The 24,056-nt window shown below is 45.2% G+C and carries 34 protein-coding genes; 16 read left to right on the forward strand and 18 right to left on the reverse strand.

The genetic code is table 11. The features are described 5' to 3' along the window. Positions 1 to 36: 36 nt before the first annotated feature. Positions 37 to 1,569, reverse strand: a complete 1,533-nt coding sequence (locus tag ICN19_RS03090; RefSeq protein WP_370625118.1) for a mannose-1-phosphate guanylyltransferase/mannose-6-phosphate isomerase — start codon at positions 1,567 to 1,569, stop codon at positions 37 to 39. Between the two features lie 89 nt (positions 1,570 to 1,658). On the opposite strand from ICN19_RS03090, the gene ICN19_RS03095 reads away from it, so the two are divergent. Further along, positions 1,659 to 2,453, forward strand: coding sequence for a DUF5672 family protein (locus ICN19_RS03095; RefSeq protein WP_216245718.1), 795 nt, complete (start codon positions 1,659 to 1,661; stop codon positions 2,451 to 2,453). Next, on the forward strand, positions 2,450 to 2,596 hold the full coding sequence (locus ICN19_RS03100; protein WP_216245719.1) for a hypothetical protein: 147 nt from the start codon (positions 2,450 to 2,452) through the stop codon (positions 2,594 to 2,596). The genes ICN19_RS03095 and ICN19_RS03100 overlap by 4 nt, the downstream gene beginning before the upstream one ends. Before the next feature lie 93 nt (positions 2,597 to 2,689). On the opposite strand, the gene ICN19_RS03105 is transcribed toward ICN19_RS03100, so the two are convergent. The 11 genes from ICN19_RS03105 to ICN19_RS03155 form a co-directional block, all read right to left on the reverse strand. Continuing rightward, positions 2,690 to 3,232 carry an HPP family protein gene (locus ICN19_RS03105; protein ID WP_216245722.1) on the reverse strand — a complete coding sequence of 181 codons (543 nt, stop codon included), beginning with the start codon at positions 3,230 to 3,232 and terminating at the stop codon, positions 2,690 to 2,692. Between the two features lie 157 nt (positions 3,233 to 3,389). Continuing rightward, positions 3,390 to 3,698, reverse strand: a complete 309-nt coding sequence (locus ICN19_RS03110; protein WP_215392080.1) for a high-potential iron-sulfur protein — start codon at positions 3,696 to 3,698, stop codon at positions 3,390 to 3,392. A 187-nt stretch (positions 3,699 to 3,885) separates the two neighbouring features. Continuing rightward, entirely contained in the window at positions 3,886 to 4,107 is a 222-nt protein-coding gene (locus ICN19_RS03115) for a hypothetical protein (RefSeq protein WP_216245723.1), read from the reverse strand. Positions 4,108 to 4,109: 2 nt separating this feature from the next. Next, positions 4,110 to 5,078, reverse strand: a complete 969-nt coding sequence (locus tag ICN19_RS03120; RefSeq protein WP_216245725.1) for a hypothetical protein — start codon at positions 5,076 to 5,078, stop codon at positions 4,110 to 4,112. A gap of 4 nt (positions 5,079 to 5,082) precedes the next feature. Continuing rightward, the gene (gene folE / locus ICN19_RS03125) at positions 5,083 to 5,862 is read right to left on the reverse strand and encodes a GTP cyclohydrolase I (RefSeq protein WP_255536915.1); all 780 of its coding nucleotides are present in this window, start codon (positions 5,860 to 5,862) and stop codon (positions 5,083 to 5,085) included. Positions 5,863 to 5,938: 76 nt separating this feature from the next. Then, entirely contained in the window at positions 5,939 to 6,310 is a 372-nt protein-coding gene (locus tag ICN19_RS03130) for an MAPEG family protein (protein ID WP_216246025.1), read from the reverse strand. 25 nt (positions 6,311 to 6,335) lie between these two features. Continuing rightward, entirely contained in the window at positions 6,336 to 6,968 is a 633-nt protein-coding gene (gene plsY, locus ICN19_RS03135) for a glycerol-3-phosphate 1-O-acyltransferase PlsY (RefSeq protein WP_216245727.1), read from the reverse strand. Between the two features lie 27 nt (positions 6,969 to 6,995). Further along, a complete protein-coding gene (locus ICN19_RS03140; RefSeq protein ID WP_216245728.1) occupies positions 6,996 to 7,403 on the reverse strand; it encodes a type II toxin-antitoxin system PemK/MazF family toxin in 408 nt (135 codons plus the stop codon). Continuing rightward, the gene (locus ICN19_RS03145) at positions 7,403 to 7,678 is read right to left on the reverse strand and encodes a hypothetical protein (protein ID WP_216245729.1); all 276 of its coding nucleotides are present in this window, start codon (positions 7,676 to 7,678) and stop codon (positions 7,403 to 7,405) included. The genes ICN19_RS03140 and ICN19_RS03145 overlap by 1 nt, the downstream gene beginning before the upstream one ends. 587 nt (positions 7,679 to 8,265) lie before the next feature. Beyond that, complete coding sequence (xerD, locus tag ICN19_RS03150) at positions 8,266 to 9,189, reverse strand: site-specific tyrosine recombinase XerD (RefSeq protein ID WP_216245730.1); 924 nt, start codon at positions 9,187 to 9,189, stop codon at positions 8,266 to 8,268. Further along, complete coding sequence (locus tag ICN19_RS03155; protein WP_216245731.1) at positions 9,182 to 9,667, reverse strand: YajQ family cyclic di-GMP-binding protein; 486 nt, start codon at positions 9,665 to 9,667, stop codon at positions 9,182 to 9,184. The genes xerD and ICN19_RS03155 overlap by 8 nt, the downstream gene beginning before the upstream one ends. A 145-nt stretch (positions 9,668 to 9,812) precedes the next feature. Between ICN19_RS03155 and ICN19_RS03160 the strand changes: the two genes are divergently transcribed. Next, positions 9,813 to 10,817, forward strand: coding sequence for a GSU2403 family nucleotidyltransferase fold protein (locus ICN19_RS03160; RefSeq protein WP_216245732.1), 1,005 nt, complete (start codon positions 9,813 to 9,815; stop codon positions 10,815 to 10,817). 46 nt (positions 10,818 to 10,863) lie between these two features. Continuing rightward, a complete protein-coding gene (murB, locus tag ICN19_RS03165; protein ID WP_216245733.1) occupies positions 10,864 to 11,901 on the forward strand; it encodes a UDP-N-acetylmuramate dehydrogenase in 1,038 nt (345 codons plus the stop codon). Positions 11,902 to 11,905: 4 nt separating this feature from the next. Here murB and ICN19_RS03170 read toward each other — a convergent pair whose 3' ends face one another. From ICN19_RS03170 to xseA, 3 genes are read right to left on the reverse strand one after another with little or no spacing between them, the layout of a single operon-like run. Next, positions 11,906 to 12,169, reverse strand: a complete 264-nt coding sequence (locus ICN19_RS03170) for a Txe/YoeB family addiction module toxin (RefSeq protein ID WP_216245734.1) — start codon at positions 12,167 to 12,169, stop codon at positions 11,906 to 11,908. Then, positions 12,166 to 12,408, reverse strand: a complete 243-nt coding sequence (locus ICN19_RS03175; protein WP_216245735.1) for a type II toxin-antitoxin system Phd/YefM family antitoxin — start codon at positions 12,406 to 12,408, stop codon at positions 12,166 to 12,168. Before ICN19_RS03175 ends, ICN19_RS03170 begins: the two co-directional genes overlap by 4 nt. Positions 12,409 to 12,461: 53 nt before the next feature. After that, positions 12,462 to 13,679, reverse strand: coding sequence for an exodeoxyribonuclease VII large subunit (xseA, locus tag ICN19_RS03180; RefSeq protein ID WP_216245736.1), 1,218 nt, complete (start codon positions 13,677 to 13,679; stop codon positions 12,462 to 12,464). 313 nt (positions 13,680 to 13,992) lie between these two features. Here xseA and ICN19_RS03185 point away from each other — a divergent pair, with 313 nt between their 5' ends. From ICN19_RS03185 to ICN19_RS03215, 7 genes are all read left to right on the forward strand, one after another. After that, positions 13,993 to 14,640 (forward strand): MotA/TolQ/ExbB proton channel family protein, encoded by a 648-nt coding sequence (locus tag ICN19_RS03185; protein ID WP_216245737.1) that lies wholly within the window; start codon positions 13,993 to 13,995, stop codon positions 14,638 to 14,640. Beyond that, positions 14,637 to 15,104 (forward strand): biopolymer transporter ExbD, encoded by a 468-nt coding sequence (locus ICN19_RS03190; RefSeq protein ID WP_216245738.1) that lies wholly within the window; start codon positions 14,637 to 14,639, stop codon positions 15,102 to 15,104. Before ICN19_RS03185 ends, ICN19_RS03190 begins: the two co-directional genes overlap by 4 nt. A 48-nt stretch (positions 15,105 to 15,152) precedes the next feature. Next, complete coding sequence (lpxK, locus tag ICN19_RS03195) at positions 15,153 to 16,238, forward strand: tetraacyldisaccharide 4'-kinase (RefSeq protein WP_216245739.1); 1,086 nt, start codon at positions 15,153 to 15,155, stop codon at positions 16,236 to 16,238. A gap of 98 nt (positions 16,239 to 16,336) precedes the next feature. Further along, complete coding sequence (locus tag ICN19_RS03200) at positions 16,337 to 16,516, forward strand: Trm112 family protein (RefSeq protein ID WP_216245740.1); 180 nt, start codon at positions 16,337 to 16,339, stop codon at positions 16,514 to 16,516. Positions 16,517 to 16,536: 20 nt separating this feature from the next. Beyond that, positions 16,537 to 17,301 carry a 3-deoxy-manno-octulosonate cytidylyltransferase gene (gene kdsB, locus ICN19_RS03205; RefSeq protein ID WP_216245741.1) on the forward strand — a complete coding sequence of 255 codons (765 nt, stop codon included), beginning with the start codon at positions 16,537 to 16,539 and terminating at the stop codon, positions 17,299 to 17,301. Positions 17,302 to 17,414: 113 nt separating this feature from the next. Continuing rightward, a complete protein-coding gene (adk, locus tag ICN19_RS03210) occupies positions 17,415 to 18,080 on the forward strand; it encodes an adenylate kinase (RefSeq protein ID WP_216245742.1) in 666 nt (221 codons plus the stop codon). 9 nt (positions 18,081 to 18,089) lie between these two features. Continuing rightward, positions 18,090 to 19,055, forward strand: coding sequence for a GDP-mannose 4,6-dehydratase (locus ICN19_RS03215; RefSeq protein ID WP_216245743.1), 966 nt, complete (start codon positions 18,090 to 18,092; stop codon positions 19,053 to 19,055). Positions 19,056 to 19,061: 6 nt separating this feature from the next. Here the strand turns inward: ICN19_RS03215 and ICN19_RS03220 are convergent, their stop codons facing one another. Continuing rightward, on the reverse strand, positions 19,062 to 19,304 hold the full coding sequence (locus tag ICN19_RS03220; protein WP_216246026.1) for an addiction module antidote protein: 243 nt from the start codon (positions 19,302 to 19,304) through the stop codon (positions 19,062 to 19,064). Between the two features lie 297 nt (positions 19,305 to 19,601). Here ICN19_RS03220 and ICN19_RS03225 point away from each other — a divergent pair, with 297 nt between their 5' ends. Continuing rightward, on the forward strand, positions 19,602 to 19,991 hold the full coding sequence (locus tag ICN19_RS03225; protein ID WP_216245744.1) for a type II toxin-antitoxin system RelE/ParE family toxin: 390 nt from the start codon (positions 19,602 to 19,604) through the stop codon (positions 19,989 to 19,991). Next, complete coding sequence (locus tag ICN19_RS03230) at positions 19,975 to 20,295, forward strand: DNA-binding transcriptional regulator (protein ID WP_216245745.1); 321 nt, start codon at positions 19,975 to 19,977, stop codon at positions 20,293 to 20,295. Before ICN19_RS03225 ends, ICN19_RS03230 begins: the two co-directional genes overlap by 17 nt. Before the next feature lie 8 nt (positions 20,296 to 20,303). Here the strand turns inward: ICN19_RS03230 and nrdR are convergent, their stop codons facing one another. Continuing rightward, positions 20,304 to 20,750 carry a transcriptional regulator NrdR gene (gene nrdR / locus ICN19_RS03235; protein ID WP_068320514.1) on the reverse strand — a complete coding sequence of 149 codons (447 nt, stop codon included), beginning with the start codon at positions 20,748 to 20,750 and terminating at the stop codon, positions 20,304 to 20,306. A gap of 27 nt (positions 20,751 to 20,777) precedes the next feature. Continuing rightward, complete coding sequence (gene glyA / locus ICN19_RS03240; RefSeq protein ID WP_216245746.1) at positions 20,778 to 22,022, reverse strand: serine hydroxymethyltransferase; 1,245 nt, start codon at positions 22,020 to 22,022, stop codon at positions 20,778 to 20,780. A gap of 76 nt (positions 22,023 to 22,098) precedes the next feature. Between glyA and tolQ the strand changes: the two genes are divergently transcribed. From tolQ to tolA, 3 genes are read left to right on the forward strand one after another with little or no spacing between them, the layout of a single operon-like run. Further along, positions 22,099 to 22,755 carry a protein TolQ gene (gene tolQ, locus ICN19_RS03245; RefSeq protein WP_068320510.1) on the forward strand — a complete coding sequence of 219 codons (657 nt, stop codon included), beginning with the start codon at positions 22,099 to 22,101 and terminating at the stop codon, positions 22,753 to 22,755. Between the two features lie 35 nt (positions 22,756 to 22,790). After that, on the forward strand, positions 22,791 to 23,210 hold the full coding sequence (gene tolR / locus ICN19_RS03250; RefSeq protein ID WP_068320508.1) for a protein TolR: 420 nt from the start codon (positions 22,791 to 22,793) through the stop codon (positions 23,208 to 23,210). 26 nt (positions 23,211 to 23,236) lie between these two features. Beyond that, positions 23,237 to 24,055 (forward strand): cell envelope integrity protein TolA, encoded by an 819-nt coding sequence (tolA, locus tag ICN19_RS03255; RefSeq protein WP_216245747.1) that lies wholly within the window; start codon positions 23,237 to 23,239, stop codon positions 24,053 to 24,055. Position 24,056: the final 1 nt, after the last annotated feature.

Below are 24,056 nucleotides of genomic sequence, written 5' to 3' on the forward strand. Positions count from 1 at the left end.
TGCTTAGTAAATATTGACTAAATGTTGATGATTAAATTAACTTCTACCGTAGGTATCTTCAAAGCGGACGATATCGTCTTCACCTAGATAGCTGCCTGACTGCACCTCAATAATTTCTAAAGGGGTTTTGCCAGGATTGGCTAAACGATGTGTTTGTCCTTGCGGAATATAGGTGCTTTGATTTTCAGAAAGCAGGATGACTTGATCGCCATTGGTAATCTCGGCAGTACCCTTCACCACAATCCAGTGTTCAGCGCGATGGTGATGCATCTGCAAAGATAAGCTCGCACCAGGCTTTACCTGAATACGTTTGACCTTAAAGCGCTCACCTTCATCCACGCTGTCATACCAGCCCCATGGGCGGGAGACTTTGCGATGCAGGTTTTTCTCTTCACGCTTTTGCGCTTCGAGTTGTCCCACAATATTTTTAACGTCTTGGCTATTCTTTCGATCGGCAACCAAGACTGCATCGGCTGTTTCAACAATGATCAGATTCTCAACCCCAACAGCGCTCACCAAACGACTGCTTGCGTGGATTAATGAATTCTTCGAATTACTCACCAAGGTATCGCCAGTAGTAACATTACCTTGTGTATCTTGCTTACCTACCTGCCAAACTGCATCCCATGCACCAAGATCATTCCAACCTGCATCTAACTCGACCATCTTGATGGGATATGAGGAGCCGGGGCATTTTTCAATGACTGCATAGTCAATCGATTCACTTGGAATCGCTTTAAATAATTCTTTTTCAGGGCGAATAAATTCTGCTTCACCAGCAGCATCTGTAGCCTTAGCTTGCCAAGCACTTTGAGTGGCGGCCAAAATATCAGGGCGATACTCTTTGAGGGCAGCTAACCAAACACTGGCCTTAAGAACGAACATACCGCCATTCCAGAAATAACCGCCTTCTGCCAAGTATTGCTTTGCAGTGACTTCATTTGGTTTTTCTACAAAGCGCTCAACTGTATATCCATTTTCAGAATTAGCCTGGCTTTGTACTTTGATGTAGCCATAACCCGTTTCTGGAGCATTAGGCGTAATACCCAGAATAGCAATTGCACCAGTTTGCGCAATCTCGATACTTTTCGCCAAAGCTTGAGTGAATGCAGCTGGGTTAGTTACGGTTTGATCTGCAGGAGTGACAACCAAAATAGGATCAGCAGTATTGGAAGAATCACCGTTAGCATTTACTGACTGATCTTGTGCGTACAAAGCAGCTAGGGTTAAAGCTGGTGCGGTGTTTCTACCAACAGGCTCTAAGAGCAAGGCGGCTGAGAGCGCTGCATGCTTACTCTTGAGTTCACGTAATTGATCGAGCGCTAAAAAACGGTGCTCCTCATTGGTCACAATGACTGTTTTGCCCAGAGTGACATTCTTGCCACTTACTGAATGGATTCGACTGATTGCCTGCTGAAAAAGACTTTGATTTGAGCCATCGCCAGATAGAACCAAAAACTGCTTGGGAAAGCCTGCTCTAGATAATGGCCAGAGACGAGTGCCCGAGCCGCCACACAAAATAACGGGAATTATCTGAGACGATGAAGAGGCTGGCGTAATATCACTCACTGATTATGTTTTTTAACAAAATAACTGCCATTGTAAGGCCCAAAGCCTATCTGACTGACCGAATTTAAGCGTTTTTACACTCTTTAAACATGCCCACCCCCTCCCCCCAGCGCTATGTGACTACGGTGCCGATTTATAAACCAGATCTTTCGCTATCTGAGGCGCGCTCCCTGTTGCAATTGCGCCTTTTGGGGGTTGAAAACGTTGCCCTGGTATGCCCAGAAAACCTAGATCTGACTGAGTACCTGACCCTCTGGCCAGAGCTTTGTGTCCAGCGTTATGCACCCGAGCACTTTGTCAGCGTACAAAGCTATAACGACTTGGTGATTAGCCCCGCTTTTTACACCCCATTTGCTGATCAATACGACTATTTGCTCATAGCCCAGCTAGATACTTTCTTGCTCAGCAACCAAATTGAAGAATTTTGCAACCTGGGCTATGCCTACTATGGGGCCCCGTGGATCAAGGGCTTCCCGCAATATCGGTTTTTATGCAATCGCTGGCCCATTCAGATCAATACCAAGCGCTTTTACGTGGGAAATGGTGGCCTTTCTTTGCGCAATATCGCCAAAACCCAGGATTTACTGGCCCGCAAAGAGGATCACATTAGCAAAACCTTCTTTATGGAAGATGCTTTTTTTGGCTATTGGGGCTCAATTGACCCTTCTTTTAAGGCTTGCCCGCCCCTGATCGCCGCCAAGTTCGCCCTCGAAATGGAGCCCGCCTACTGGATGGAGCAAACTGGGGTATTGCCCATGGGGCTTCATGGCTTTGAAGTCTGGCACAAAGATTTTTATAATTCACTTTTACAAGAAAGCTATTTAAAGCTTCAGGAAGCATATCCACAATTACTTCAACCCTACCAATCTGAGGAGACAGCATGACAGCAGCAAATACCCCAAAAATCAATGTTCGCAATTCCGTCATTGAGTGCGCCCAATCGCTTAAAAAGGAAAATGCGGGCAAATATCACAATTACGGCATTAAAGACTGCATCGCTTCAATCGCAGCAACTAAAGTGAAATAAATTGAAGTTATTAATAATTAGCAGTAGATAAAGAAAAATAGGCCTAATTAATTTATATTTAAAGACAATTAAGTCTTTTTAGATTCTTTAGGCCTACTTATTAGGCTTATTGGGGTAGGTTTTACCAGTCAAATTACTATAGATTGCCCCAGCCACTACCAAGAGCACCGAATCAATCAGCACGGGGAAGAAGGCATAACGGTAATGCAGCACATGCCCTAGTACCGCAATCATCGCGACCGCAGCTGCCGGCGGATGCAAACAGCGCAAAATAAACATACCCAGAATGGATAAAGATGCGGCCAGCGGCAGCGCCAACAATGGGGATGAAACCCAATGCGCACAGGTAATTCCCACCAAAGCAGACAAAGTATTGCCTGCAATCACAGCCCAAGGTTGCGCCATCGGACTGCCTGGTAAAGCAAAGACCAGTAAAGCACTCGCCCCTAAGGACGCCATCAACCACTCATCAATGGCATTGAGCTCACCTAAAAATTTTGCAATGGTGAGTACCAGACCAAGACCTATAAAAGCCCCAAACACTGAACGCAATCGCTCCAACCAATTAACTAGCGGCTGATCGCCACCCAAATAAAAGGAGTAATGCTTCACAAGGTATTTAAAGGAATGCTTCATACAATCTTAAAAATGAGAAATCAGCCTAGGGCTTCAGTATTTTGAATGTCACTCACAATCATAAGCTCCTGAAAAAATTCATGTCTGGAAAATAAAAAAGACTGCCGAAGCAGTCTGTTTTATTCGACGCGAGTCGAAAAAAGCGAATGTCTTTAACTTAAGCTTTCTTAGCGTAAGCAGAGCACCAGCCCTTGCCAGCAACTTGCTTACCAGCAAACAATGAGCAACCACCAGCCGCAGAACCTGCTTTACCTTGATACAAGGCGCAGTTGTCACATTGTTGACCAGCAGCATATTTAGCATATTTCGCTTTATCTACCTTGGAGGCATCAGCCTTGTAACCCAATGCAGCAGCTTGTGGATCTGTTTCAGCAACCATTGCTTGAGCTTGAACTTTACCGTTCAATGCCAAAGTGCAGGCACCAGCAGCAGACAAAATCATAAATTGGCGACGACTATTTTTCATGGGTTCTCCAAAAAGTAAAACAGCGAATAATTTAAAAGTGCAATCTCAAATAAGAAGACCTTTTAAAACTAGAGTTGATCATAGTGGAGAAGATTTAATGCTGCTAGCCACCACGTAAGTCAATGATTTATATAGAAATATAGATGAGAATTGTTCTCAGAAAACTTTGTACTCTCGCAAAGCGTGTTTACTTCCAACCCTTGAGATTCATACAGCCTATCCATTGTCGAACGTGAACGCCGGATCCAACCTCCGGGTAATCCTCTTGGCACTCTTTTAGATCTTTGTTGTAAGTAGCCTTATTGTTTTTTGCGGGATCTTGATTGACGGTTGGCATGCTCGTGCATCCAAGTAAACCCATTGCTAAAAAAATAGTTACGAAAGCTGCGAGCAAGCGAAATTGCTTCATTGCTATCTTGCGCCTCGATTAATGAGTTGCATATAAGCGCCATGTTTATCGCAGGCACGGTTAAATGCTACTGCACCCAATGATTCTTTGGCGCCAATGTTTTCCTTTACAACATTTACTCCACCAGATTTTTCACTAGCCCCTTGAACAAGCAAGCTGTAAGTATTGCTTTGGCAATTTGCCGTGAATAAATAGTCAGCTTGTTTCGGAAAATCTTTTTCCATCAAATAGGAACTGAGCCTCATTTGGCGGACATCATTCTTTACATCAATAACAGCAACCTCGTTATTAACCACCTCATAAAACACTGGAGTCTTTTCTGAAGGCACCTCTATAGACGCGAGTGGTGGCGCTTCAAGAGGATTGTTGCTTGGGGTATTTTTTTGCGCAGTATCTCGAATCACTTCTTTGCGTGCTTGCACTAAAGATATGGGATTGGTTTGGAATAAAAAGTAATTAATGTTTTGATCATCAATGAACTTTCTACCGCATACCCGAGTTCGCACATAGGCCATTGCAGTGCGTCCTTTAATTTTGACCCAGCCAGAACCATTGACTGGTTTGATATCAACTGCGTTGGGGTCTTTGGGTACCAAGTTCTTTGTGTATAGCGTTTCTGACCACTGATGATTACCAAAGCAATCTATCTTTTGCCGGTAAGGCCCCACAATGGTGGCATTAAATAACTGCAAATTATTTTGCTCTCTTGGCGAGAAGAATGCATCAAAGGCAACAACCCCTTCTTCATCCTCAGTCAGCGTATAAGGATCATAGAACCACAACTTAGTCTTAGACTCAGCCAATAAGATCCAGGTACGGTCTGCAAAGTCTTTTTGATTTACTGCGGGTACCTTAAAGAATGGGGACTCTACTTCCTCATCCATAAATGCTTGATAGTCTTGTCGCCTAGGAGTGTTAGAGCAACCTGTTAGCACCACCCCCAGCAAGACAAGAATAAAAAGCTTTTTCATGAAATTACTTACGATCAATCAGGGCCAAGAACTCACGACGCAAATTAGAATCCTTTAAAAAGGCTCCACGCATCACGCTATTAATCATCTTGGAATCACGATCTTTTACGCCACGCCACTGCATACAGAAGTGATCGGCATCCATTACGACTGCAACACCAATGGGCTTGATCTTTTTCTCAAGCATATCTGCCAACTCCACAACCGCCTCTTCCTGAATTTGCGGACGGCACATGACCCATTCGGTCAGGCGCGAATACTTAGAAAGACCGATCAGTGCAGATTCCTTACTTGGCAACACCCCAATCCAAATACGGCCCATGATTGGGCACAAATGGTGGGAGCATGCGCTACGCACGGTGATTGGACCAATAATCATGAGCTCATTTAAGCGGCTCACGTTAGGGAACTTCGTCAGTGTTGGTTGCTCTACATATCGACCGTTAAATACTTCCTGCACATACATTTTGGCGACACGACGGCTGGTATTTTTAGTGTTGTGATCATTTTCAGTATCAATCACTAGACTTTCTAAGACGGCCTGCATCTTTTCCGCAACTTCATCTACCAAGCCCTCAAGCTCTCCTGGTTGAATAAAAGCAGCGATATTGTCATTTGCATGAAAGCGTGCTTTTTGCGCCTCAATACGGCGACGAATCACTACAGATAAAGGTAAACCTACATCATCTTTTGATGAGGTGGTCTTTGTTGATGCCTTCTTTTTTGTGGCACCTGCTTTTTTGATCGTCAGCTTTTTAACTGCGGCTGGTTTTTTAGTTGGCATAAGAATGAATCTGTCTCCGTTTTTAATAATGGTGAAGTTTTAGTTGTTAGGCTATCGGTGGTTGTGTGCGTACTACTTAAATCTGGAAAAATAAGCTCACTACACAGATGATTCCCAAAGTCCAAACAATGGATCGTGTCGTTGACCAGTTGGCAACATAGCAAATCAAGTAGGCAATCCGTGCAGCTACAAAACCTAGCGCTAGTAGATCAATTCTGGCTTGCGGTGCATTGGCAATTGAAGCAATGATGACTGCAGTAAAAAAGAGCGGCAATGACTCAAATAGATTGGCTTGTGCGGCATTCGCTCTAGCCCTAAAGCCAGTTTGTTTAGCAAGCCATTGTCTTGGTAGGGCATTGTCATAACCCTCAAAACCTTTTTTAGCGATACCAGCAGCCACATAAGGCAGGAGACCCATAAAGAGAACACAGGCGTAAGCAATTGTCATGGTTGAGGTCTTTACTTTGGGGTCTTTAGTTTGGAGTCTTTTTGGAACCAATACGACTTTCGGTGCCATTCATTAAATTTTGGATATTGCTACGGTGACGCCAAATCAATAAGAGGCAAACTATCAGTAGCGCAATACCCATTGGCTGAAGGCCGAACAAGAAAACAAAATAGATAGGGCCAAAGATTGCGGCAGCCAAAGCTGCTAATGATGAGTAGCGCATAAACATTGCCACAATAATCCAAGTACTCAGTGTAGCTAAGCCCAAGATCCAATTGATGCCAAACAAAATGCCGCAGGCAGTGGCAACACCTTTACCACCTTTAAACCCATGAAATATTGGAAAGAGGTGCCCCAGAAAAACAGCGATAACCACCCCACAGAGCAACCAAGAATTTAAAGTGGATGTGAGTGACTCATCACCTAGCAATACACGCGCGAGCATGACAGCAAAATAACCTTTAAGAGCATCACCAATCAAGGTCAATACTGCGGCTAATTTATTACCTGTACGCAGTACATTCGTGGCGCCTGGATTACCAGAACCATAAGAGTGAGGATCGGGCAAGCGCATGCACTTGCTCACCACTACCGCAAAAGAAACGGAGCCAATGAAATAGGCAATTGGGATGAGCAATAGATCGAGGGTCAATTCCATATCGCTATCTTAAACACTTATTGATTTCTACTTAGCGCGAATCGCTTTAAATGCCGCACTAGCAGCTTTGACCATGCTGGGGTGCAATATGCCCATTTTTGGCGTGTGTCCAAATGGGGCATGCGGTGGAACCGCAAAATATCGATCATTGAATGGCAATTCGATCGCATTGCCTAAATCAAATTTTGTGTCATAACTCAATCCTGCGACATCATAAGCAACGGGATTTTGATGTTTCGCGATCAAAAACTCACCTTTATATAAACGATCCACTTTTTTACTTGTACCGTAGGCAACATTTGCAAAAAAATTACCGTCATCACTCTCTAAGCAAGATAGTATCAATGCAGGTCTTGCTTTAGGTTTTGGTTGGATGTTATCTGGGAAGTGACACCAGACAATTTCACCGGCTACCGGCTCGAGCCACCAACGCATTAAGCTGATTCAAAAAGACTGCTACGAACAATACCTTTTCTAGCTTTAGGAGCAACTTTCTTAATTTGCTGAATTTGAGCCTTACTTAGCGCACCATCATCAGCTGCATATTGAGGAAGAAACTTATTTGCTAGCTCATGCAAGGCCAAATGAATCACCTGAGTTTCATCAACACCTAAGGTCTCCGCTAAACGCTTGGCGGTGGATCGTGTCACACCAGTGGCGCTGTCTTGCGCTCTATAGCGAAATGCAATTTGGGCACTAGCTGATTTCATAACACTACGTCCTGTGATATAGATATCTTTAAGATATCAAATAAATCTGTCAATGTCAACCCTAAAACAAGGGAGTGGCTGCGCAATCTTCATTAATTAGCGGACCGGAAAGCCGCCTTTAACTTAACTGGTCGTCATTTAACCTAAGCCCTCCTTTTATAACCATTTGATACCTATAGGCATCAAATTGGTACAGTAATTCATACCTATAGGTACGAATATGAAAGAGAAATTTACGAACTTACAAACCCATCCAATCGACTTAGCTGTAGTCAAAGTTATTGGTACACGCACTACAGCTCTTCCAAGCAGTAAATGAGTTAAGGCTATTCGTAAATTCTTGATATGTCGGCCCTAGCATTGACCCATAGCAAGGCGTTACACCAGCCAACAATACTGGGTTTATTAAGACTATGGCTTTTAGAAGATTACTTTAGTTATCCTGCTTAAGTTGGCTAGCATCTTAGGTTACCAGTTGCAGTTCATGTCAGTGTCACTCAATTCTTTACAAGAGATCACAAATTTACTTCATCAACAACTCTGATCCATAGTAGTGATTGATGTATTCCTGCATTGCAGACGCTCATTTAAGAACCACGCGGATGATGCTGCTGATGAATGGATTTGAGTCTTTCCCTGGCCACATGGGTATAAATCTGGGTGGTAGAGATATCAGCATGCCCCAAAAGGAGCTGCACTACCCTTAAATCCGCCCCATGATTGAGTAAATGGGTTGCAAAAGCATGACGCAGGGTGTGAGGTGAAAGCGCTACAGAGATATTGGCTACTGTGGCATAACGCTTAATCAGCGCCCAAAATGCCTGCCGGGTTAAACCAGTGCCCGTATGACGACCGACAAAAACAGCATCCGATGTTTTGCCCTCGAGCAATGGGGTACGGGCTTCGGCAAGATACTTTCTGAGCCACTGCCCTGCTTCACCACCAAAAGGTACTAAGCGCTCTTTACCGCCTTTACCATTCACTACTCGTACTACGCCTTCATTTAATCCAAGGGCTACTGTTTTTAAAGAAACGATTTCGGAGACGCGCAATCCACTGGCATACATGAGCTCGAGCATCGTGCGATCACGCAAACCCAATGGTGTTTCAATATCTGGCGCATTTAACAAGGCGGTAACCTGATCTTCACTCAATGTCTTTGGAAAGCGCTGCGCTTGCTTGGCAGCGCGCAATCCCATACAAGGATCGTTCTTCACTAAATTGATGCGTAGGGCGTGACGGTAGAAGCGCTTGAAAACCGTTAAGCGTCGATTCGCAGTGGTGGCTTTATCCGCTCTGCGATAAGCAATATAAGCAGTGAGATCTTTTTCGGTAACACCATAAAGATCGCCACCAGACTCCTTATAAAGCCACTGCGCTAATAGCAATAAGTCTCTACGGTATGCGGCTAGGCTGTTTTGAGCAAGGCCGTCTTCTAGCCAGCAAGCATCGCAGAAGCGCTCTATGGCTTCTTGGCTTGCTGGAGCTATTGCTGGCGCAACATTAGTCACGGAAATTATTAAAGCCCAATGGCGCTTCGGTTACTTCTTTCTTGAGCAAAGCCACCGTTTCTTGTAAGTCATCTCGCTTAGCGCCTGTAACGCGCACGGCATCACCCTGAATGCTTGCTTGCACTTTGAGCTTGCTGTCTTTAATGATGCGCACTACTTTTTTAGCCAACTCTGAAGTAATACCCTTTTGAATCTTCATTGTTTGCTTGCGCTTGTCTCCACCGATCGTTTCAGTTTTGTCATCTTTGAGATAACGCACGTCCACATTCCGTTTGGCCATTTTGCCAACGAGCACATCACGCACTTGACCCAACTTAAAGTCATCATCACCAAACAAAATTAAAGCTTCGTCTTTTTGCTCTACACGGCTATCAGAGCCCTTAAAGTCGAAACGATTGCTGATTTCTTTATTCGATTGCTCAATCGCATTTTTGAGCTCAACCATGTCCGGCTCACAAACAACGTCAAATGATGGCATATCAAATCCTTTACATTTTTTTGAAGATTAACTGAATTGTCGTTCAACACTGTCCCTAAACGACACATCATATTTTTAGCTAATAATGCTTGATTGTTTGAGATTTTACCTGTAAATTTAAAAAATAGATTTTTACAGGTAAAAAATGAAGCCTTTATCGGACCAGCAACGCCTATTTTTAGTGGAATCAGACCAGATTTATCGGGCCTGGCGCGAAGTTCTCTGGCGCCATCATGATTATAAATACGGCATGCGTTGGAAAAATGTGAATGGCAAGGATTACCTACTACGACTCACTAGCGCCTCAGGCAACAGCAAATCACTTGGGCCGCGCACCCCCGAAACTGAGCAAATTTTCCGACAGTTTGAAGAAGGCAAGGCATTAGCTCATGAAAAATATCAGAGTCTTAAAGTCAAACTTGATTCTCAACGAAAGCTAAATCGGGCGGTTCGCCTAGGTCGCATGCCCAGCATTATTGGTGAAATTTTGCTCAGACTTGATCAAGCTCAAGCTCTGTCTGAATTACGAGTTGTTGGCACTCATGCAATCTTTGCCTATGAGTCAATGGCTGCTGTAGAGCTCAAAATGGAACTATTGGCCTCTGGTGATATTGATCTGCTCTTTGATGTACGAAAGCAAGTATCTTTGCTAGCAAAAAAACTGGATGGCGAAGGTTTACTGGGTTTACTCAAGAAGGTTGATAGAACTTTTGAAATTTCAACAGCAGAAGGATTTAGAGCTATCAACAAGGATGGCTTTATGGTTGACCTGATTGGTCAGGACAAAGGAATGTTAGCACCCAAGCCTGAATTATTCGCTCAGGGTGATCTCGAGATCATGGAAGTACCAAATCTAGAATGGCTAGCGAATGCTCCTCGATTAGAGCAAGTTGTCATTGCGGCTAATGGGACTTCAGCGATCATGCCTGTCCCAGACCCAAGAGCATTTGCCATTCATAAAGCATGGCTCTCACATCAAATCAATCGAGAGCCCGTAAAAAAACAACGTGATCTCAATCAAGCATTAATGGTGATGAACTTAGTACGAGCGTATTTGCCAAGCCTCCCTATTGATGAACGTGCAATGCGTTATTTTCCAAAAGCAGTCTTCGAGGAATCAATCGTAGATCTTGGGATTCGGCCAAAATGACCAATCATTTCATTTTCAATAGATTGGATACATATAAGATTGCGCCATGAACCGTACTCACAATGCGTCCAACCCCGCAAAATTGACTCCTAATTTAGGGCTCAAGCACCGCAATACCTTTGGCCTTGATGCTGTAGCCGAGCTCGCCTATGAAATCCACTCTCCAGAGCAAATTCCGGCAGTGATGTCTGAGATTGCGGAGCAAAAGCTGTCTTGGAGAGTATTGGGCGGTGGGAGTAATGTCATATTACCGAGCGTACTGCCTGGCGCCACCCTGCTAATTGACATTCTGGGTCAAGAAATCCTCTCCAGCGATGACGAAGCTACGTTTCTGTCAGTCGGTGCCGGAGTGGTTTGGCACGAACTCGTTGCGTGGACTTTAGAAAATGGCATGCCCGGCTTTGAGAACCTGGCCCTGATACCGGGTACTGTTGGCGCCGCGCCCATACAAAACATCGGTGCGTACGGCGTTGAGATCGGCGAATACATCGATCGTATGGAAGCCTTTGATGCCAAAGACCATGCCTTTGTCACTCTCCCAAAAGAGGCATGCCGCTTTGCCTATCGCGATAGTTACTTCAAGCAAAATCCCGGCCGCTTTATCGTGACAAAGGTTGTTTTTAAAATGCCAAAAATTTGGCAGGCGCGTATTCATTATACGGATCTAGCTAAACAGTTTCCGCTTGATGCCAACCCTAGTCCGGAAGAGATCTTCCTAGCCGTTTGCAAGATCCGCACTCACAAACTTCCCGATCCGAAAGTCATCGGTAATGCGGGTAGCTTCTTTCAGAACCCGGTAATTCCGAATGAGCAGTACGAAACGCTTCTTAAAACCTACGCAGATTTAGTTTCTTATGCAGACTTACCAGGCAAGCGCAAACTCGCTGCTGGCTGGCTCATTGATCAATGTGGTTTTAAAGGTCAACGCATGGGTGCCGTTGGTGTTTATGAAAACCAAGCCCTAGTACTCGTCAACCATGGCGGTGGCACCGCTGAGGATATTCTTGGTCTTGCTAAATGTATTCGGGATAAAGTACACGATAAATTTGGTGTGACCTTACAGATAGAGCCCAATATTTTTTAGGGCTTTAATCGTAGTGAGTCCACATTCTTAATACACGAACAGTTCTCTCTTTACGAAAAACTTCGTACACCAAGCGATGTTGAATATTAATGCGCCGGGAGTATGCCCCCTTGAGGTCTCCCACTAATTTTTCGTAGGGCGGTGGATTTTGCAGGGGATCAATTGCCAATACTTCCAGCAATGCTTGTGTCTTATCATTTAATCCAGCAGCGGATAATTTTTTAGCGTCTTTTAAAGCGTACTTGGAAAAAACTAAATTCCAAGTCACCACTTTAATACCCTCTTGCTCTTGGCAAGAGGTTCTGCCATAGCATCCTTAATGGACTCGCGCATTCCGGGTACTGCCATAAGATATAAGGTCTCTTGAATTGCGCTCCAATCCTCCTCTGATATCAGGACAGCATTAGCCCGCTTCCCAGAAATCGTCACTGGCTTATGGGACTCTGCTGCTTGATCAATTAAGCGATAAAGACCTGCTCTAGCTTCGCTTGCAGTAATTGTTGTCATAATGGCCTCCTGAGGTTATGGTACGCAAAAGCGTACGCTTTGTCAAGCCTGCATTATGACTCTTTGCTAACAATTTCTTCGAATAGCACATCCGCTCGACCCTCAGCCAACCTTATTTGAAAATTTTGCTTTGTTTTAAGCTCGTCCGGATTTCGCACCGCGTGGAGTTGATCTTTTTCTTTACTCAAGATCACTGCATATCCACGCTCTAGGGTTCTCTGTGGATTGAGCATCTCCAGCTGAGACTGATAGTGTGTTTGATTGCGCTTCCAACTTTCCATACGTACTAACCAAGCTTGATTAAGGCGTTGCTGCCAGCCCTGTATTTGCTCGCGCATGCGATCTGGATTAGGCGGCGCGTGACTCAGTCTTAGCGCCAGTTGATCTAAGGTCTGCGCTTCACGTTCTACGCGTTGGTTGATGCGCTGTAACAAGGCTTGCATGATGGCGTCTAACTCTTGCAGCATTTGATCTTTGCGTGGCGCAGCTAATTCTGCGGCGCCAGTGGGTGTAGGTGCGCGCAAGTCAGATACAAAGTCAGCAATTGTTAAATCGGTTTCATGCCCAACACCACTGACTACAGGTATTGGTGATTGCGCAATCGCATAAGCCAGCTGCTCATCATTAAATGCCCAGAGATCTTCAATACTGCCGCCACCGCGCACCAACAAAATGACATCAACTGCATTTTCTTTTTCAGCCGCTTTGAGGGCAGAAATAATTCCGGCAGGGGCATCTGGTCCTTGCACTAGGGTTGGATAAATCACAATCGGAATATGTGGCGCTCTTCTTGCTAGCGTACTTAAAACATCTTTTAATGCGGCTGCTTGTGGTGATGTGATGATGCCTATCGATCTAGGATGCGTTGGAATCTCGTGTTTACGCTCCTCATCAAATAAACCCTCTTTAGCAAGTTTGGCTTTGAGCTTTAAGAAGGCTTCATATAAACCACCCATTCCTGCGCGGCGCAGTGTCTGAATGGTGAGTTGGATATCTCCACGGGGCACATACATCCCCAGATTGGCGCTCACCTCAACCAAGTCACCGGATTGCGGCATAAATCCGACCTGGCCATTACGCCCTCGGAACATCACACAGCGTATTTGGCCTTCTTCATCCTTTAATGAGAAATACCAGTGCCCGCTGTCATAAGCCTTGAAGTTGGAAATCTCCCCGCTTACCCAGACCGTATCAAAACGATCCTCCAAAGAGGCAGCAATGGCGCGGCTTAGATCGCCAACACTCAGAATTTCCCTTGATATTTCAGACATTTTTTCTCTTTAATCCCGCATCCATCAGGCTTATGGGCCAATAAATATCCACAGACCCCAATACACCCTAGGTTTAATGCTCATAAGTAAGTAATTACTGACCCAAAACGTCTCATAAATCCAACACCACAATTATAAGCTCTTGATTTATATCAAGATTAATCAAGCTTAGAAAATCAATATTCATCCATTTATTGATACGCCCACCATCAATCAAGGACTTACAGCACAAATCCAAAAAAGTTTTGCACAGAGTTATCCACAGGCAAGCTTTCCGAAAGAGGCTTTTTAATTCAGCTAAAGTACTGAGCTTATGTACTCCATCTTACTATCCGCTGGCTGGCCTATTTGGCCCCTCCTCATTATTTCTATTTTGGGCTTAGCGATTGCCCTAGAGCGCTGCTGGTATCTACGGCAAATCCATATTTTTCCCAAAAACTGCCTCGAAACTGCTTTTACCCTTACCAATCAAATGCTTGGCTCCAAAGGGGGCTCTGCAGTCAGTGACTTGCAGGTTGCCGAGTTAGCCCAACTTTCACCAGCCAGCCCATTATTAGCTTGCACCCTCAAAGAGAAGCTCAGTGGCAGTAGTGCCGAGAGTGCTCTCGAGGAACTTCAAGCGACAGCCCAAAGCACTTGGCTCAAATTAGATCGTTATCTTGGCGCGCTCGCTACGATTGCCACTATTGCGCCACTGCTTGGCTTGTTTGGCACCGTAGTAGGCATGATTGAAATTTTCGGCAGTCAAGGCGCCATTAATGGTGCAGCAGGTAGTCCTCAGCAATTGGCTCACGGAATTTCAGTGGCTTTGTACAACACGGCCTTCGGATTATTGATTGCGATTCCTGCATTAGCAGCTTGGCGTGGTTTACGCTCCATGGCAAATCAGCGTCAACGTGAATGCGAAGAGTTCACGCGCCAAATCTTTAAAAAACTGTATCCAACCGATAACGCTAAATGAGTTGGCTAGAAACACATGCCCATGCAAAGAGAAGATTTTCTCTAGGGGGCACAGCTGCACCAGTAGAGCCTGAGATTAATCTCATTCCATTTATTGATGTGTTGTTAGTAGTGTTGATCTTTTTGATGATTTCCACCACCTTCACGCGCTATCAAGAACTCGCGATTACATTACCCACTGCGAATGGCAGCGAGAGCCAGGCAGAGGTAAAGCAGATCCATATAGCTGTTAGCCGCGATGGTCGCTTTGCGATTAATGGCAAAGTGACTGATCGTTCTCAACTGAGCAGCGCATTAATCCAATTAAGTGGGCAAGCAGATAGCAAGAAAGAGTCCGCAAGCAACTTACAAGTCAATATTGATGCAGATGCCAGAGCACCGCATCAAGCTGTGATGAGCGCTCTTGAAGCGGCGCGTGATGCCAATCTCTCTAATATTGTGTTTAGTAGTCAAACCAAGAAATAAGCTATACATTCGAAGTTATAAGACCACGATCTCAGAATCCTATTTTTAATGTCCTTTTCTTTTTTCCGTAAAGCCCCCAAGTTCTGGGAACGACGTGGTCCCACGAGTTTGATCTTGTGGCCACTCTCTTGGCTTTATGGATTGATACTACGTGCTCGTAAGCTAGTCTTAGACACCGGCCTCATTAAACAGAAACCGGCACCTATTCCCGTCATCATTGTGGGAAACATTCGTGTTGGCGGTACAGGTAAGACACCGATCGTGATTGCACTCGCAGAACGCTTGCAGCAGTTAGGCTGGAATCCTGGAATTATTAGTAGAGGCTATGGTTCTTCTTCGCAACTTGCTCCATTGCAGGTAAAGAGTGATTCTGACCCTGCATTAGTTGGTGATGAACCTGTCCTCATTGCCAAGCGTACGCATAACCAATTTCCGATTTGGGTATTTCCAAAACGTCAACAAAGTATTCGCGCTTTACTAAAGCAATCCCCCAATGTGAACGTCATCATTAGTGATGATGGTCTGCAACATACTGGATTAGATCGTTGGCCTGCCCGTGAAGGTGGTCGCGATATCGAGTTCGTGGTACATGATGGCCGCGGAGAAGGCAATCGCTTCTTATTGCCAGCAGGCCCATTGCGCGAGCCCGCCACCCGTGAACGGGATGCGACTTTATTGACCGCAAAAGATAGTGCCCACAAAATCGGCCAGCAAGAAGAATATTTTCAGGGGCGTAGAGCATTCTCTCTATTAGGTCATTTGGGCGCCGCTTATCAACTCATTAACCCAAATAATCATCAAACACTTTCTCAAATTGCGGATAGCTATTTACCCAATAAGATTACTGCTGTTGCAGCGCTAGGTAATCCACAGCGCTTTTTTGATGATCTTCTTAGCCAAGGTATTGCAGGAAAATGCATTCCCCTGCCTGATCATGCAAGCTACACCCCCGAGTTTTTTGAAAAGATCAATGCTCAATGCATTCTCATTACAGAAAAAGATGCTGTGAAATGCGCAGCTATTAATGATGAGCGTATTTGGGTAGTGCCACTCTCACTCTCTTTGCCTGACAATCTAGCCGAATGGCTCCAATCCATCTTGCAAAGACCGGACCCTTATCGCTACAACCTTTAATCTAGGCCGCTTGTCCAGACTTGTTGACTACAACTAGATAGCACTACACTGTAACTTCACTTATTTAGACTCACCTACATAGACCTCACTACAAAATCATGGATAAACGACTGCTCGATATTTTGGTTTGCCCTCTTTGCAAAAGCCAGCTCCAATTTGATGCCGGTAAAGGTGAATTGATTTGTAAAGCAGATCGGTTGGCTTACCCTATACGTGATGATGTGCCAGTCATGTTGGTAGACGAAGCGCGCACTCTTAGTAGTGACGAATTAGCTTAATCATTGAGATTTTTCAATCAATGACTGCATCCTCCAAAGCGCCTGATTTTTTAGTAGTGATTCCAGCTAGACTGGGATCTACTCGCCTGCCTCGTAAACCACTGGCAGATATTGGTGGTAAACCCATGGTGATTCGAGTGGCGGAGCGCGCTAAGCTATCTCTGGCGCAAAGTGTTGTGGTGGCTACTGACTCACCCGAGATTCAGGCGGCTTGTGACGAGCATCGTATCGATTGTTTGCTCACTAGCGAGAATCATCCAACTGGTACGGACCGCATTGCAGAAGTTGCGCAACTCTTAAAACTTCCAAACGATGCACTGATCGTGAACGTGCAAGGTGATGAACCGCTGATTCCACCAGAGTTGATCAACCAAGTTGCGAGCACCTTAGCTGAAAATGCACGTTGCGCCATCTCCACCGTGGCAGTACCGATTACAGAAGCTGCAGAAATTCATAATCCGAATGTGGTGAAGGTTGTCTTAAATCGTTCAGGTGAAGCACTGTACTTCTCAAGAGCACCCATTCCTTTTGTGAGGGATGCTCAAGCCCTTCAATCCACTGAGCATTTACGGCACCTTGGCATCTACGGCTATAGAGCCGACTTCTTGCAGGCTTATAGCCGCTTGGAGCCGGCCCCTCCAGAACAAGCAGAAGCCTTGGAGCAGCTACGCGCCCTCTGGAATGGCTATCGGATTGCCGTTCATATTGCCCCTGAGGCACCTCCGGCAGGGGTTGATACCCCCGAGGACCTCAAGCGCATCCAACAATTACTGGGCAATTCCTAGAAAAATCGCTTTTCAGGGGTCATTGCCGCCCTTCTCGGGGATAATCCTAGGGATTACTCATTAATGAGCCCAACAAAATACGGGACAATGACAGCTCTTCTAAGGGGAAAACAATGCGGTTGATTCTGCTCGGTGCACCAGGTGCTGGAAAAGGCACACAAGCTCAGTTTATTTGCGAAAAGTTCGCTATTCCACAAATCTCCACAGGCGACATGTTGCGCGCTGCTGTGAAAGCGGGAACAGAACTGGGTGTTGCTGCTAAAAAAATTATGGATGCCGGCGGTTTAGTTTCTGACGACATCATCATTGGACTCGTAAAAGATCGTCTTACTCAACCTGATTGCAGCAAAGGTTATTTGTTTGATGGTTTCCCAAGAACGATCCCACAAGCACAAGCCATGAAAGATGCCGGCGTGCCGATCGATTACGTTTTAGAAATCGATGTGCCATTTGATGCCATCATCGATCGCATGGGTGGCCGTCGTGTTCATCCCGCTTCTGGTCGCACTTATCACATCAAATACAACCCACCAAAAGTGGCTGGCAAAGATGATGTCACCGGTGAAGACCTGATTCAACGTGATGACGACAAAGAAGAAACCGTTCGCAAACGTTTGCAGGTTTATGACGATCAGACTCGCCCATTGGTTGAGTACTACTCCTCATGGGCTGCGCAAGCCAACTCTGCCGACAAAGTAAAAGCGCCTGCCTATCGCAAAGTCAGTGGCACAGGCAACGTTGAGGACATCACTGCCTCTATTTTTGCGGCATTAAAGTAAGCACGTAAATTGGCCGTCAAAAAAGCTTTAATTATTGGCATTACCGGGCAAGACGGTGCTTACTTAGCCAAGCACCTCTTATCCAAAGGATATGAAGTAACGGGTTCATCACGTGATGTGATGGCCTCTTCCTTTAATAATCTAAATGCCTTAGGTATTCGCTCGCAGGTCAAACTCCTCTCTGTTTCGATCAACGACTTCAGAAGTGTTTTTAATGCGATTCAGACTGCTGATCCTGATGAAATCTACAATCTTGCTGGACAAACCTCAGTAGGACTCTCCTTTGATCAGCCTGTTGAAGCCATCGAGAGTATTGCGATTGGCACGCTCAATATTTTGGAGGTGATCCGTCTCCTAAGTAAGCCAGTGCGTTTTTACAATGCCGGCTCAAGCGAATGTTTTGGTGATACTGGCGATACACCCGCCAACGAACAAACACCCTTTGCACCACGCAGCCCTTACGCCGTAGCCAAATCTACTGCGAAGTGGTTAATCAATAGCTATCGCGAGTCTTATGGCCTCTATGCCTGTACCGGAATCTTGTTCAACCATGAATCCCCACTGCGCCCTGAGCGTTTTGTTACCCAAAAGATCATTGCTGGTGCAGCCAAAATCAAAGCAGGTCAATTAGATAAATTGCAACTCGGTAACTTGGATATTTCTCGTGACTGGGGTTGGGCTCCAGAATACGTAGAAGCCATGTGGCTCATGATGCAATTAGACAAACCAGATGATTTTGTCATTGCTACTGGTAGAAAAGAATCGCTGAAATATTTTGTCGCTAAATCATTTGAATATTTTGATTTAGATTGGCAGAAGTACGTAGAAATTGAGAAGAGCTTCTTCCGGCCAAATGAAATTGTTGCCAGCGTAGGAAACCCAGAAAAAGCTATCAAGACTTTGGGCTGGAAAAAGCCTACCGATATTGATGGCGTCATCAAGATGATGTGCGCCGAGAAAGCAAAGACGATCTAATTCTGATTAAGCATGAACACTCAGTTTCATGCCTAGTGCCTGTACCACTCGCGTCACAGTCTCAAATCGTGGTCTAGCCTCTACTTTTAAAGCTCTATACAGAGACTCCCGCGTAACGCCACTCTTCTTAGCAATCTCTGTCATCCCTTTAGCTCTGGCAATATCGCCAATAGCGGCAACAAACAAAGCGGGATCACCATCCTCTAAAACAGCGGAAAGATAAGCAGCAATATCTTTTTCGGTCTTCAGATAGTCAACAACATCGAATTTTTTAAATCTTTTATTTTGGTCTTTTTAGCACTATTCATTTAATCCTCCAGGGCTAGAAGCAACTTCTTAACCTTATTTCCTTGAGAGCGCCCTCCATGGCACTTTTGCCACAGTTTCAAATCGTGGACTAGCTTGTCTTTTTGATGCTCAGCAATTAACTTCGCACCCACTCTAATACGGATTTTATAAATTAGCGCTTCTTTTTTCGCATTACCCTTTTCCATTCTCAACTTATAAGGTAATATTTAACTATGCCACTAAGTGGTATAGTTTTGCATGACAAAAAAGCTTGCTCTTAAAACAAAAACTTTTACAAAATGGATGGGGAAATGCAAGATTCAAGACTGCGATTTACTGCGTGCAATTGACGAAATGGAGCGAGGGCTTATTGATGCTGATCTTGGCTTTAATACGTACAAAAAACGTATCGGGTTGATCGGCATAGGAAAAAGATCTGGCGCTAGAGTAATCGTAGCAACTCAATTAATGAAGCGCTGGTTTTTTATCTATGGATTTGCTAAAAATGAAAAGTCTAATGTAAGTAGGGATGAGCTAGTCTATTTACAGGAAGTATCAAAAAGATTATTGAATCTAACAGATAGCGAAATTGATGTTGCGATTAAGAGCAACGAATTAAGGGAGGTAGAGCATGATCACAAAAAATAAGAGTAGTCGCATTATTGAAGAAATGCGAGAAACCGTGGCTGGTCTTCATCGGTCTGGACTCATTACAAGAAAAAGTATGGATGAATTCGAGGCCCTGCAGAACTTGGATGTAAAGCCAATGACGCCCACGCGTATCAAGCGTCTTCGTGCCAAAACACATTTAAGTCAAGCCGTATTTGCGTTAACTTTAAATACTAGCTTATCAACCATTCAAAAATGGGAAGCTGGAGATAAAAGTCCTAGCGGCCCCTCCCTTAAACTGCTATCCCTCATTGAGAGAAAAGGATTGGAAGTTGTTTTATAAAGGTTCGCCTACTTCAGCTCTTTGAGAGCGCTCTCAAATGACTCAATGTCGGCAAAGCTTCGATATACGGAAGCAAAGCGAATATAAGCCACCTTATCTAAGCGCTTGAGCTCACGCATCACCAGCTCGCCCACTCGCTCACTAGGAATCTCTTTTTCGCCAAGGCTGAGGAGTTTTTCTTCTATTCGAGCAATCGATTCATCAACAGAGTCAGAAGACACTGGGCGCTTACGCAAAGCCAGCTTCAGTGAACTTGCCAACTTGTCATGGCTATATTCCACACGACTGCCATTTTTCTTCACTATCGCTGGTAGCGCGAGTTCAACGCGCTCATAGGTCGTAAATCGCTTGTCACATTTAGCGCAACGGCGGCGACGGCGAATAGTATCGCCCTCGTCCGATACCCGAGTGTCTAACACCTGAGTATCGTCGTTATGGCAGAAAGGGCAGCGCAATGAACTCTTCTTTGTTTGGTTGGTTGCTTAACCGTAGACTGGGAAGCGCTTAGTTAACTCAGAAACCTGAGCGCGCACTTTAGCAATGTTCTCTGGATCATTTGGGTTATCCAAAACATCGGCAATAAAGTTTCCTACTTGTCTTGCTTCTGCTTCTTTAAAGCCACGTGTAGTCATCGCAGGTGAACCCAAACGAATACCGCTAGTCACCATTGGTTTTTCAGGATCATTTGGAATACCGTTTTTGTTGCACGTAATATGCGCTTCACCCAAGACACGCTCCGCTTCTTTACCGGTCATTTTCTTAGCGCGTAGATCAACCAACATCACATGAGAATCAGTTCCGCCAGAAACGATTCGTAAGCCACGAGCAATTAATGTTTCAGCCAAAGCTTTCGCATTCGCAATAACTTGCTTTTGATAATCGATAAAGCTAGGCTCTTGCGCCTCTTTAAATGCTGCTGCCTTACCGGCAATCACATGCATCAAAGGGCCACCCTGTAAGCCTGGGAATACCGCGGAGTTAATAGCCTTCTCGTGCTCAGCCTTCATCAAGATGATGCCGCCACGGGGACCACGCAAACTCTTGTGAGTGGTTGAGGTAACGATGTCTGCATGAGGCACTGGGTTTGGATAAACACCAGCAGCAATCAAACCAGCATAGTGAGCCATATCAACCATAAAAATCGCGCCCACTTCTTTAGCTAATTTACCGATGCGCTCAAAATCAATTTTCTTCGAGTAAGCAGAGGCGCCAGCAATAATCAATTTTGGTTTGTGCTCACGAGCTAAACGCTCCATTTGCTCGTAATCAATTTCTTCATTTTTATCGAGGCCATAGGCGATTGGGTTAAACCATTTACCACTCATGTTCAGTGCCATACCGTGGGTCAAGTGACCACCTTCAGCAAGACTCATGCCCATAAACGTATCACCCGGCTTTAAGAACGCTAAAAATACTGCTTGGTTAGCAGATGCACCGCAATGGGGTTGAACGTTTGCTGCTTCAGCACCAAACAAAGTTTTGACGCGATCAATCGCCAATTGCTCAGCAACGTCCACGAATTCACAACCGCCGTAATAACGCTTACCCGGATAACCTTCAGCGTACTTATTGGTCAATTGGGAGCCTTGAGCTGCCATGACCGCTGGTGAGGTGTAGTTCTCAGATGCAATCAGCTCAATATGGTCCTCTTGACGCTTATTTTCATTCTGAATAGCTTCCCATAATTGGGGATCGGTTTTGGCTAAAGTGTTTTGACGGTCAAACATGGTGATAATCCTGATGAAGTTCGATTGCTGAGTTGATTAACTTAGTAAAATCAACCTACATCATACAAAATCCACCATGACCTCTACACAAGACCTCTCATTCCTCTCCCTAGTCCTCAATGCCAGCCTATTAGTACAGTTGGTAATGTTGTTATTACTCAGCATGTCCATAGCCTCTTGGACCATCATTTTTAAGAAAACGGCGGTTTTAAGAGGGGTTAGGCTAGATACGGAGCGCTTTGAGCGGGATTTCTGGTCCGGTGGCGACCTGAACACCCTCCTGGAGGCCGCCCAGCGCAATACCCGCAGCGATGCCGTCCTGGAGCACATCTTTGAGGCCGGTATGCAGGAGTTCACCAAGGGCCGTGAGATTGACGCTGCCCGCCGGGCCATGAAAGCCACTTACCAACGCGAAATGGACCTCCTAGAGGCCAATCTGCCCTTCCTGGCATCCGTTGGCTCAGTCTCCCCTTATATCGGTCTTTTTGGCACTGTTTGGGGGATCATGCATGCCTTCCGTGGTTTAGCGAACGTCCAAAACGCAACCTTAGCGGCAGTTGCCCCAGGTATTGCGGAAGCACTCGTAGCAACTGCGATTGGTTTGTTTGCTGCAATTCCAGCAGTGGTTGCCTATAACCGCGCAGCAACAGATGTAGACCGCCTCTCTATTCGCTTTGAAACTTTTATTGAAGAGTTCACCAACATCTTGCAGCGTCAAACTGCTGCACGCTGATTGAACTGATAAGTAAACCAATAAGCGAAAAAATTATGGCCGGATCTTCATTACGTAAAAATAAACGTCGAGCGATGTCCGACATTAACGTCGTTCCGTATATCGATGTGATGTTGGTATTGCTCGTGATCTTCATGGTGACCGCACCGATGGTCAATCCAGGTGTTGTCAATCTGCCAACCGTTGGTGGCGCCAAAGTGCAATCTTTACCACCCGTCTTTTTAACTATCGATGCTAATGAAAATGTCATCGTGAAAAAAGATGGCGACCCCACACAAACTCTCAATAAATTTGAACTCGGCGCTTTTGCGAGATCACAAGCAGAAAAATCTGCAGACCAGCCAATTGTGATTGCTGCTGACAAATCCATTAAATATGAAACAGTGATGGAAGTCATGTCCAAGCTCAAAGAGAATGGCGTGAAGCGTGTCGGCCTTGCGGTCAAGACCCAATAAGGCTTAGAGGCTTGCTTTAATCGCCCATGAATAGCGCTCCTACTTTTCAACCCTCCCTCTCGCCTTTCAAGCGAGGACGTTTTACAAAAGAAGAAAGTACTAAGCGCGCATTTACTTTTTCTTTAATAGCGCACCTAGGTTTGCTTGCTTTTTTAATGGTAGGAATCAGCTGGAATAACAGCAGCTCTTCCGGTGTTGAAGTGGAGCTCTGGGACTCCGCACCACAAGTTCAAATGCCTCCCGAGCCTGAACTCAAAACAGAAGTAAAAGAAGAGGCTGCGGATATTGCCATCAAGAAAAAGAAGGTGGAAAAAGAGCCTCCTAAAAAAGAAGTAAAAGAAACACCAAAAACAGTGAAGCCTCCTCCACCAAAAGAGAAGGTGAAAGAAAAAGAGCCAGAAAAACCAAAGAAGGCTGAAGCCCCCAAAGCACAATCTCCTGCAGAAACCAAAGCGAATGCCGCCGCAGAAAAAGCACGCGCCGATCAATTGGCTCGTTTACGTGCTGCAGCGGGTGCAGAGGGTGGTAGTGGCGGTACCGTTGGTAGCGGCGTAGGTGGCGGTGGCAATGCTCCACCAGGTTGGACCGATAAAGTTATCAAAAAAGTGAAGCCTTTAATTGTGTTTAACCCAGAGTCCATTAGTGGCAATCCTGCTGCAGTGATTCTGGTAAGCCTTGCGCCAGATGGGGCCATCTTGAGCACCAGTATCCAAAGCTCGAGCGGTAACGCCGGCTGGGACCGCGCAGTGCTTCTCGCTCTTTCTCGCGCAGAAAGTCTGCCAAAAGACGACAATGGCAAAATTCCGCAACGCGAAGTAAAACTGACCTTTAAACCCAAGGACTAAA

The organism is Polynucleobacter sp. AP-Capit-er-40B-B4 (assembly GCF_018882245.1).
In the GTDB taxonomy this organism is placed as follows: Bacteria; Pseudomonadota; Gammaproteobacteria; order Burkholderiales; family Burkholderiaceae; genus Polynucleobacter.